The 11,817-nt window shown below is 32.3% G+C and carries 6 protein-coding genes; 3 read left to right on the plus strand and 3 right to left on the minus strand.

What is annotated here, in order from left to right:
- The first annotated feature begins 327 nt into the window (after nt 1-327).
- Both GQR97_RS17550 and GQR97_RS17555 read left to right on the plus strand, forming a co-directional pair.
- Nucleotides 328-1,149 (plus strand): sensor histidine kinase, encoded by an 822-nt coding sequence (locus tag GQR97_RS17550; RefSeq protein ID WP_306799993.1) that lies wholly within the window; start codon nt 328-330, stop codon nt 1,147-1,149.
- Between the two features lie 14 nt (nt 1,150-1,163).
- Nucleotides 1,164-1,874 (plus strand): LytR/AlgR family response regulator transcription factor, encoded by a 711-nt coding sequence (locus GQR97_RS17555; RefSeq protein ID WP_158850774.1) that lies wholly within the window; start codon nt 1,164-1,166, stop codon nt 1,872-1,874.
- 29 nt (nt 1,875-1,903) lie between these two features.
- Here the strand turns inward: GQR97_RS17555 and nagB are convergent, their stop codons facing one another.
- The 3 genes from nagB to GQR97_RS17570 all read right to left on the minus strand — a co-directional run bounded on the left by nagB (nt 1,904) and on the right by GQR97_RS17570 (nt 7,977).
- Nucleotides 1,904-3,817, minus strand: coding sequence for a glucosamine-6-phosphate deaminase (gene nagB / locus GQR97_RS17560; RefSeq protein ID WP_199269881.1), 1,914 nt, complete (start codon nt 3,815-3,817; stop codon nt 1,904-1,906).
- A gap of 129 nt (nt 3,818-3,946) precedes the next feature.
- A complete protein-coding gene (locus GQR97_RS17565; protein WP_158850776.1) occupies nt 3,947-5,596 on the minus strand; it encodes a beta-N-acetylhexosaminidase in 1,650 nt (549 codons plus the stop codon).
- Between the two features lie 26 nt (nt 5,597-5,622).
- Entirely contained in the window at nt 5,623-7,977 is a 2,355-nt protein-coding gene (locus tag GQR97_RS17570; RefSeq protein WP_158850778.1) for a beta-N-acetylhexosaminidase, read from the minus strand.
- A gap of 605 nt (nt 7,978-8,582) precedes the next feature.
- Between GQR97_RS17570 and GQR97_RS17575 the strand changes: the two genes are divergently transcribed.
- Complete coding sequence (locus GQR97_RS17575; protein WP_158850780.1) at nt 8,583-11,792, plus strand: SusC/RagA family TonB-linked outer membrane protein; 3,210 nt, start codon at nt 8,583-8,585, stop codon at nt 11,790-11,792.
- The last annotated feature ends 25 nt before the right edge of the window (nt 11,793-11,817 follow it).

Here is an 11,817-nt window from a genome sequence, read left to right on the forward strand (position 1 = left end):
GACGGATAACGTATTAACTAAGGTAAACATCAAAAAATACCTTCAAATTTTAAATTCCAAGTGCAATTTATCTCAAATCATCTTTACAAAGTATCGCTAAAGCATCATATTCTTTTCTGGCTAGTGTATTTTTCACTAAACACTTTACGCTGGGGTAGTTACTTCAACGATGTTTCTTTCGAGGGAGCCATAAAACTCCCATATCTATATTCTTTAAAAACAAACACGCTAGGATTCCCAATCCACATGATATTATGTTATTTAAATATCTATGTACTTATGCCAATGTTTGCATTAAAAAAAAGATATGTTTCTTATTTTATACTTATGCTAACAGCCATTTTTGTAATGGTATTTGTAAAGTTTAATTTAACTTATTTCCTGGTGAGCCAGAATGTTTGGCCAGAAGGACCCGAAGTTATAAACAACTTAACTCTAAACTACACAATAGACATGATGTTTGGCGAATTCTATGTTATTACATTCGTTACAGCCATTAAAATAACTTTAGATTTTTTAGAGGAACATAAAAGAGTTGCAGATTTAGAAAAAGCACAATTAGAAACAGAATTATTATTCTTAAAAACACAAATCTCTCCTCATTTTTTCTTCAACACACTTAATAATATTTATTCTTTAGCTGTAGAAAACTCAAAAAAGACTCCTAAAATAATATTAAAGCTAGCTGAATTAATGCGCTATTTACTTTATGAAACAAAGGGTAAAAGGCAATCTTTGGAAAATGAAATCATTTGTATTCAAAATTATTTAGACTTAGAACGCGTTCGCCATAATGATGATTTAGAGATAGATATGTCTATTTCTGGTGATATTGAAGATAAGGAAATATCACCAATTCTAATGTTGACATTTATAGAAAATGCTTTTAAACACGGTGTACATAAAAATATTGGAGAAGTTAAAATCACGATTGATTTATCAATTAAAGAAGATTTTCTGTACTTTACAATTTCTAACCCTATGCCGGTTATTACCAAGCACCAAGATTCCTTTAGCCAATCTAGTGGAATTGGTTTAGAAAACGTAAAAAAGAGATTAGCTTTAGGTTATAAAAAAAATGATTATAAACTAGAAATCAAAAATGATGATAACATGTTTGTAGTTAAACTTAAAATAAAAGTATCATAAAATATTTTGAATAAATGAAGGTAAAGTGCTTAATAATTGACGACGAACCATTGGCTATAAATATCATTAAAAATTATTTAGAGCAGATTGAGGATTTCGAGCTAATAAATACTTTTGGTAATGCCATAGACGGTTTAAATTTTTTAAAAAGTAATACGGTCGATGTGATATTTTTGGATATCAATATGCCCGTGCTTGATGGTCTTAATTTTATTAAAAGCCTAGAAAACCCTCCGCTTATAATAATTACAACTGCTTATGATGAATTTGCTGTTGAAACTTACGAGTTAGATGTTCTAGATTATTTAATAAAACCTATTGAATTCCCAAGGTTTATGAAAGCCTTAAACAAAGTAAACAAAAGATTAGAAAATAATAAAGTTATAACAGATACCTCTAGCGATAGGCCTTACCTTTTTGTTAAAATTGATAAAAAGAAAATGAAAAAGATTTTTTTAGATGAAATTTTAACCGTAGAATCGTTAAAAGATTATTTAAAAATAAATACCCTTACGGGGAAATATATTATACACAGTACACTATCGGATTTCACAAACTTATTACCGTCTAACGATTTTATTAGAATACATAGATCTTATACCATTGCTATGGATAAAATAGATGCTGTAGAAGGCAATAGTGTAGAAATAGAAGGACTTAGGTATGTAATAGGAAGGTCTTATATTGAAGAGGTTAAACAAAAAATATTAAACTCTTCTATATAAGACCAAAATTTACTTGCTATTAATAAATCCTAAAAATGATAGCGTTTAAAAGCCTCAATAGCTGCATAATCAGCTAAGCCAAGATCATTATATTTTTTTGCTGTTAATCTATTTCTATCTTCAGCTCTTACCCAAAACTCTCTGTTATCGTCTCCTTGAAACATAACACCATCTTTTTGTGATTGATGACAAAATATAGCATGTCTTTTTCTAAGTACTTGATCCGGACTCATAGGCACTGCCATTTCAATCTCGTAAGATTCCCATTCGTGCCAAGCACCACGGTATAACCAAACCCAACAATCGTTCATATAGTCTTGCCCTTTTAAATCATCTAAAGCTTTAAAAATAGCATCAAGACAAACTTTATGAGTACCATGCGGATCTGCTAAATCTCCAGCGGCATAAATTTGATGTGGTTTTATTTTTTCGATTAAATCGGAAACAATACTTATATCCTCGTATGATAAATTATTTTTCTTTATAGTTCCTGTTTCGTAAAACGGAAGGTCTAAAAAATGAACATTACTATCTTTTAATCCTAAATATCGTGTTGCTCCCAAAGATTCACTTCTTCGAATTCGCCCTTTTAGTTTTCTTACTTCTAATGAATCTATTTCGTTACCCGTTTTATTATTTAGATCATCTATAATGGCATTAGGTTCTTTACTATCTTCATTATATGATTTAACAATTTCAGCAAACTTTAAAGCCTCATCATCTGAAACCGCTATATTACCCGAGGTTTGATAAGCAACATGCACATCATGACCTTGTTGCACTAATCTATCGAACGTGCCTCCCATAGAAATAACATCATCATCTGGGTGCGGACTAAAAATAATTATGCGTTTTCTCTCCGGCGTTGCTCTTTCTGGACGGTTAGAATCGTCTGCATTAGGTTTTCCTCCTGGCCATCCTGTAATTGTTTTTTGCATTTTATTAAACATCTTTATGTTTAAATCGTATGCAGAACCTTCTTCAACGATCAAGTCGGACATGCCGTTATCATTATAATCCTTATCGGTTAATTTTAGGAAAGGCTTATCTACTAATTGACTTAACCAAACCACAGCTTTTAGCTCAAGTTCTTCAGTCCATTGGCAAGTAGCTACCAACCATGGAGTTTTTACTCGCGTAAGCTCTGCCGATGCACCTTGATCTAAAACAAATGTAGTATTATCGTGATCTTGTAAATATGTTGCCGGAACTTGACCTGTAATTTCGCCTTCAATTGTATCCTTAAGAATACTTGCTTTATTTAAACCCCATCCTAATAAAACAATTCGTTTAGCACTTCTTACTGTACCAACACCCATTGTAATAGCTTTCCTTGGAACATTATCTATTCCTCGGAATGAAGGTGCAGCATCTGCTCTTGTAATATGATCTAAAATGATACTTCTAGTTCTAGAATTAAAATGCGATCCAGGTTCGTTAAATCCAACATGTCCTGTACGCCCTATTCCTAATAATTGAAAATCTAAACCTCCAAGTTCTTTTATTTTGTTTTCATAATCAATACAATATTGATGTAAATCATCTGGGCTAACTGAACCGTTAGGAACATTAACATTTTCAGGACGAATATCAACATGATTAAATAAGTGCTCATGCATGAAGTAGTAGTAACTCTGGATATTATTTTTATCCATTGGATAATATTCATCCAAATTAAACGAAACTACGTTTGCAAAACTAAGCCCTTCTTCTTTATGCATTCTTACAAGCTCTTCATAAACTTTTATAGGTGAAGATCCTGTTGCAAGGCCTAAAACGCAAGGTTTGTTGATAGCACTTTTGTTTTTAATTAAAGTTGCTATTTCTTGAGCAACGATAATTGAAGCTTCTTGTGATGATTCAAAAATAACGTTATGAATTTTTTCAAAACGTGTTTCTTCAAATTTACCGGCTTCTTTGTATTTAATAAGTTCTGTTTGCATATAACTTCTAATTTTATACTTAGCGATTAAAATTAAATTTTTAAATACCTAATAGCGCATAATTTCGACCAGTAACTTCTGGTTATAGATAAAAAAACAAATGAGTTACAACTTTTTTTATAAAACCGTTTATTTTTCGGTCTTTAACTCTAAACTGTGCTTAGCATAATTTAAACCTAAAGCATCATACCTTTTTGTTAAATGAATTAAACGCATTTGAAAATCGCTCCAATCCTTTGTTTCGTAAGTAGACCAAACCACCTCAGACAATGCTGTTAATCTTGGTAAAACCATATATTCTACCTGTTTGGGTGTTGTAATATATTCACTCCACACATTGGCTTGCGCTCCTAAAATGTATTTTTGCTCTTCTTTAGTTAATTCTTGTGGCAAAGGATTATAACTATATACTTTTTCTACAGATGTATAACCTCCTATAGCAAGTGGTTCGTTTTTTCTATCTTTAGTTTGATAAAAATCGAAATAACAAAAACCTGTTGGCGTCATAACTACATTATGGTGCATTTTTGCTGCTTGAATACCGCCTTTTTCGCCTCTCCAAGACATTACGGTTGCATTTGGAGCTAAACCTCCTTCTAGAATTTCATCCCAACCAATAATATTTCGTCCTTTAGAGTTTAAGAATTTCTCTATTCTTCTTATAAAATAACTTTGTAACTCGTGTTCATCTTTTAAGCCTTCTACTTTTATAATATCTTGAGCCAATTTGCTAGATTCCCATTGTGTTTTTGGAGCTTCATCTCCTCCTATATGAATTAATTTACTTGGAAATAACGCAATAACTTCTGTTAAAACATCCTCTAAAAATTTAAAGGTTTTCTCGCTTGGTGCATAAATTTCTGGAAAAACACCCCATCGTGTTCCTACCTCATATTGTTCGCCTGTGTTACCTAATTCTGGATATGCTGTTATAGCCGCTAAAGAGTGTCCTGGCAGTTCTATTTCTGGAATTATGGTTATGTGTCTTTTTTCCGCATAAGCGACAACGTCTTTTACATCTTCTTGTGTATAAAAACCACCATAAGGTCTTCCATCATATTTAACATCGGGATTTCTCCATGTATTACCATGACCAACAATAGTTTCTTTTCTAATACTACCAATAGATGTTAGTTTTGGATATTTTTTTATTTCTATACGCCATCCTTGATCTTCTGTTAAATGCCAATGAAACGTATTCATTTTATGCATAGCAAGTATATCTATATATTTTTTCACGAATGAAACAGGAAAAAAATGTCGAGCAACATCTAAGTGCATACCTCTATAAACAAACTTTGGGCTATCTGCTATTGTTGCAGCAGGAATTAAAAATTCTGTATTTAGACTAGCTTCCGGGTTGCTAGCTAAAGGAATTAACTGGCTTAGAGTTTGTATGCCATAAAACACCCCTTTACTTGTGCTTCCCGTTATTGTTATTTGATTGTAATTGATTGTTAAAACATAACCTTCACTATTAGGTATAGTTGCATCTAGTTTCAATAAAATATTACCATCCGCTTTTCCTTCATCTGTAAAAGGTATAGGCTTATCTAACATGCTACTTAATAAACTTGAAAGATAATCACCTTCGTTTTCCAGAGCTGCTTCACCTATAACCTTTGTGTTTGAATCTAACAAAAATTTACCATTAGAAATCTCTAATGATGTTGGTTTTGGAACTATAAGATAATCACTTTCAGAATTCACAATAGCCTCATATTTATTTGAGCATGAATTAACGAGTAAATAGAGTACTACTATAAATAAATGTTTCATTTTATATATTCTTTATTATTAATGTTTTAAAATATTATAAGTTCGTCAATTAAAATTTTTGATGCACCTCCAACCCTGCGATGTCCTTCTGGAATTGGATTAACACTTTTTGCTTTTACCTTTATTGCTTTTACCGTTGTTTCCTTAAAATTAATTAAAGAAACCACCTTGTTTCTTCCTTGAGTGTGGCTTTTTTCTAGTTGTTTAATTTCTCCTAACTTAGTAAATGTATTACCATCTTCAGAACCATAAATTTCAATGTATTCTGGAACATAAACACTCGAATTAGTAAATCTAAGACTTGTAACTTCTAACGATTGTATTGATATTGGTTCGTTAAAAAATAAATCCACATCTAAATCTCCATTAATATTTTGCCAATTACGATCGCCTCTATTCAGTTTTGCATAATTTAAATCGACTAAACGATATAGTGATTCTTCATCATTAAGTTTTGGTGAATTATAAACTACTTTTGCTCCAACCGCTTTATGAATAGGAAAATATTTTGTTGAAACATTACCCGTTTGCTCCTCTTTTTTATATGAAGTTGCTTTTACTGTCGATGTATTTTTTAGTAAAAATGGCGATTTGTATTTAGTTGAAGTTAATGATGGCTCCGTACCATCCAAAGTATAGTAAATATCCAACCCATTAACTTCGGTTTTAAGTGAAACATTGATAGAACCTTCTTTTTGACCTTTATGATCTATTCTAACATTATAAGCACTTGTAGCATAACGCTCTCCTTTTTCTTCTAATCGTTCTAATTGATTTAGTAAGCGGCCTGTAAAATCATCCCAATTTTTTGCTTTTTGATCTGTCCATCCATTTTCTGCAACTGCATATAACCTAGGAAAAGTCATATAAGTTAATTGGCTCCAATTGGTTATAGACTCTGTCCACAGATTCCCTTGTATACCTAAAACGTGTTTTCCTTGTTCGGCTGTTAAACTATCGGATACTATTTTATAGTTATATGTATCTTTTAAAAAGGAGTATGCGTAGCCCAAATTAGGCTCTAAATCGTCGTCGCCTTGTTTTAAATCTAAATAACAATATCTTGAAGGCGTCATAATAACATCATTACCAAGTCTTGCCGCAGCAATACCGCCTTTTTCACCGCGCCACGACATTACGGTTGCATTTGGAGCTAAACCACCTTCTAATATTTCGTCCCAACCAATCATATTTTTATCATGTGCATTTACTATTTTCTCTACTCTTTTAACAAAATAACTTTGCAATTCATGAACATTGGCAAGATTTTCTTCTTTCATACGCAATTGGCAATCTGGGTCTACTTCCCAAGCTTCTTTATTACACTCATCACCGCCAATATGCATATAATCAAAAGGAAATAAATCCATAACTTCTCCTAAAACATTTTCAACAAACTCAAAAGTAACTTCTTTACCAGGGCAATACGTATTGTTCCTAACAACTCCGCCTGTACCCACATAAAAAGGGCCTTCGGAACATGATATTTCTGGATACGACGCTATAGCTGCCAATGAATGTCCCGGCATATCTATTTCTGGAATAATTTCGATATAGCGCTCTTTAGCATAAGCTATAATTTCTTTAATATCTTCTTGAGTGTAAAAGCCTCCATAGGTTGCTTTCTCACCTTCTTTTTGTCTAGGTCTCCCCCACCAATTGGATGTATTTTCATCTTTAGCATTATAGTCTACACGCCACGCTCCTACTTCTGTTAATTTTGGATATTTTTTAATCTCTATACGCCAGCCATTATCATCTGCTAAATGCCAATGGAAGCGATTTAGTTTCACTTCTGCCATAAAATCGATAGCATCTTTTACTTCTTCTTTTGTGAAAAAATGACGAGATACATCTAGCATATAGCCACGCCATTTAAAAGCCGGTTCGTCTTTAATAGTAACAGCTGGAATACCCCAAATGGTATTTGCTTGTTTTTCTTTGGAATATAATGTTGCAGGTAGTAATTGCCCAATGGTTTCCATAGCATAGAAAAAACCGGCCCCTGAGGCCGATTTTACATGTATGCCCCCTGTATTAATGACTAATTCGTAAGCTTCAGGGTTGAGAGACTTTTCAGTATAAAAAATAATATCTGCTTGATCATTATTTATACTTATTTCTGGGATCCATCCGGATGCTGTTTCAAATTTTTTAAAAAAATTAATTACAATAGTTTTTTGCTCTTCATTATTAACGGAAATTGTTGTTTTCTCGCTAATAATGAAATGTCCGTTGCCTTCTATTAATTCTGCTGGTAACGGGATAATTTCAGTTTCACCTATTTTTAGTTCTTTTTTATCGCATGATGTAAGCGCTAGTAAGAAACATAATAAGTATGGGGTTAATGTGCTTTTTATCTTTCTAAAAAGGGTACTCATGTTTTGGTTGATGTTAGAAGTTAGTGTTGTTAATAGTTTACTTTTTAGCGGTGTAAAAAAACAAACTGATTTTATCTACACATATAAGTATGTTATAAAAATATACTTATTTATGTTTTATGAGTTGAAATTTCGACCAATAACTTAGGGTTATAGATAAAAGTCGTTTTCGTCTCACGTCTTTTAGGTTTCATAAAAGACTAAAGGAATATTATTCAGTAATCAGGTATATGATAGCGTACTAGGTTGTATTTGTAGGTTTTAAGAGCAAGAATTTATGCTGTGCTTAGGTGCGTATTTGGAGGTAAATACTGCTTTTTGTAAGATAAGAAACACGTTTTATGTTAAGGATTATCCTAGTGATAATGGGCTTTTAGGTTGTGTTTTGATTATTTGTCGAGAGCTAGAGGTCATTGGTCGAAATAGTTACCTGTTAACTTTAAAGAACTTATAAATTTATTACATTCTTAATGTAAATTTTAAAAGTATTAGTATTAAAAGTATTCTATATTGTTTAAACAATATTGAGTGTTGATTAATATTTTTGCTTGAAAATAAAATTAAGAATATCTAAAAAAAAATATTGTTAATTAATTCGAATTTCTATGAAAATTAAATTAAAAAATTTCTCTTTCTATCGAAAAAAAGAGCACTTAAGTTTTTTCTTGAGCGTATTGGTTTTTTCGTGTGTTTCTGCTAGTTACGGTTTGGAACCTATTATGAGTGTAGAATCTAAAAAAACTACAAACTATTTACAACAACAAGTAAAAGGACTTATTACAGACGTTAACGGGCAACCTATTCCGGGTGTTAATGTTGTTGAAAAAGGTACAACAAACGGAGTTCAGTCTGATTTTGATGGTGGCTTTTTTATTAGTCCATCAAACGAGAATGCCGTTTTGGTGTTTTCATTTGTTGGTTTTGTCACAAAGGAAGTTCCTATTGGTAGCCAAACAGATATTACAGTTGTTTTGGCTGAAGATATTGCACAACTGGATGAAGTTGTAGTTGTTGGTTATGGTACACAGAATTCTAGTAAAGTAGTAAGTTCTGTAGTTCAAGTTACTAATAAAGAACTAAATCTAGAGAAAAGACCTGTAACTAATGGATATTCTGCTTTAGTAGGATCTGTTCCTGGTTTAGTTATGAATAATACTAGTGGTTCTCCAGGAGCTATACCTAGTATTCAAATTAGGGGAACTAGTACTATTGGCGATGCTAATGATGTATTGGTTATAATTGATAATTTTGAAGGTTCTTTATCTGATATTAATCCTCAGGACATTGAAAGTGTATCTGTTTTAAAAGATGCTTCTGCTGTAGCTGTTTATGGTGCCCGTGGTGCAAATGGAGTATTATTGGTAACCACTAAAAAAGCATCTAGAAATAAAAAGACAACTGTAAGTTATAATATGACGAGTTCTATACAAACAACTCCGAGATTACAACAAACATTAAATTCTAGCCAATATATGGCGTTTCAAAATGATATTGCTCCGGGGACTTGGGATGAGAATTCTGTAAGTTTGGCTAATAGCGGCTTTTACCCTGAAACTAATTGGATAGAAGAAGTTTTTGAAAGTAGTGCTGTGCAACAATCTCATAGTTTAACCTTATCTGGTGGATCTGAAAACACAGGGTATTTAATGACAGGAAGTTACCTTACGCAAGAGGGGTTAGCGCTTGGAGAAGATAAATTTGAGAGATTGAATTTACGTTTAAAAATAGATACAGATATTAATAGTTGGTTAAACGTTGGTACTAACACATTAATTAGTAATAGAATAGATAAATCTGTAGAGGTTGTAGGAGGAACTAATGTAAGAGGTTTGCCTTTTTATCCTGTAAAAACGGAAGATGATTTATGGGTAAGTAATGGAACTGCAGATGGGTCTAACCCAGTAGCAAGTGCATCTTCAGGAAGCTTTAGTGAATCTGATTTAGATAGAATAAATGTACAGTTATACGCTAAAATAACACCTGTTAAAGGATTATCTTTGGAGGAACGTGTATCTTACATAAAAACTAATGAGTATGCAAGAGCATGGTCTAATCCATTTGCATCAGTAGGTCTTGATGCTACGGATCCTGACTCTTACACAAACCCAGATTCTGCAAATAGAGATTATTTTTCAGTTTCAACAGATGAAAGAGTATTAGAGGTACAATCTACTAAATCTCATAATTTTCGTTCTTTAACCTCTTTAACATACGAGTTTGAGAAAGGAAAACATTCTGCAAAAGCATTTTTAGCAATACAAAGTGAGAGTGGAGAATCAGAACTTTTAGCGGCAAGTAGAACAGGATTTCTTTTTGATAATATTATATCGTTAAATCAAGGTGAGCTTGTAAACGATTCTAACACTTATGATGGTCTTGGAAACACTGAGACTAGAGGTGGTAATGCAAGAACTTTGTCTTATATAGGTAGGTTTAACTACAGTTTTGCCGATAAATATTTAATTGAAGCATCTTTTAGAAGAGATGGGTCTTCTTATTTTACAGACGAAAATAAATGGGGCTTTTTTCCATCTGTTGCTGTAGGTTGGGTTGCTTCTAGAGAGAAATTCTTTGATAACGTTAATTTTGTAAATCTATTAAAATTTAGAGGGTCATACGGTTCTGCAGGTTCAGATGGTACGTTAGGTTCTGTAACTCAGCAATTAGTAACTTATGATGCTTCTGGATATCCTTTAGGAGGAGTTTCAAATGCAAGACTTGGAGTAGATAACTTTGTAAACCCTGATTTAATTTGGGAAACATCAACAATATTAAACATTGGAATTGACGCTTCATTATTCAATAGAAAACTAGACATTGGAGCTGAGTACTTTGTGAATAATCGTAAAGATATCTTGGATAATATTTCTTCAACGGCATACGAATATGGTTTTGGAGATGCGCAAGGTAACCCATATGATGTTAGAAGTTCTGGTTGGGACTTTAATATAAAACATAAAAATACTATTGGGAAATTCAAATATTCTGTTGGAGCTAATATCTCTAATTATGATAATGAAATTACTCGTATTGAAGGTGGTTCGGAAAGTAATAACCTGCAAGTAGGTTTAAGTGTAAATAATAGATTTGGGTATCAAGTAGATGGCTTTTTTGACAGTCAAGAAGAAATTGATACTTATGTTACAAGCGATGGAACGCTTATAGACCAGAGTAACGTTAGTGGTGCTAATGGTGTTGGAACTTACTTAGGTGGATTTAAATATATCGATCAGTTAACTATAGATAGTGATGGAGATGGTGTAATGGACACTGGAGATGGTGTTATTGATAGTGAAGATCGTGTTACAATAGATGATAATAGTGATAGAAACTGGAATGTTGGTTTTAACTTAGGAGTATCTTACGAAAACTTAACATTATCAGCTCGATTTTATGGTTCATTTGATAATAATCAGTATTGGAATTCAGCAAATGTAGTAGATCCGTTTTTAGGTGGAGGTATTCCATGGACATACCAATTAGATTACTGGTCTGAAGGAAATACAGATGCACTTTTACCAAGACCTGTTAGTACAAGTAATGAAAATTATAATAGTGCTGTAGATCACTTTATTGTGGATGCAGAATTTATTAAGCTACAAAACGTAACGCTTAATTATGATTTTGGTGAAAACATACTTAATCGTATTTCATTTATTAAAAGTATGAATTTATACTTGTCTATGGAGAACGTTGGAGTGATATGGACTAACAGTCCTGTATATGAGCATGGTTGGGATCCTGAATTAGGTGTGAATAATGTGGATTACCCATTACCATTTACTACGGCATTAGGTTTAAATATTAAATTTTAAAACTATGAATAGAATAAAAATATAT

Origin of the sequence: Algibacter sp. L1A34, from assembly GCF_009796805.1 — a bacterium.
Classification (GTDB): domain Bacteria; phylum Bacteroidota; class Bacteroidia; order Flavobacteriales; family Flavobacteriaceae; genus Algibacter.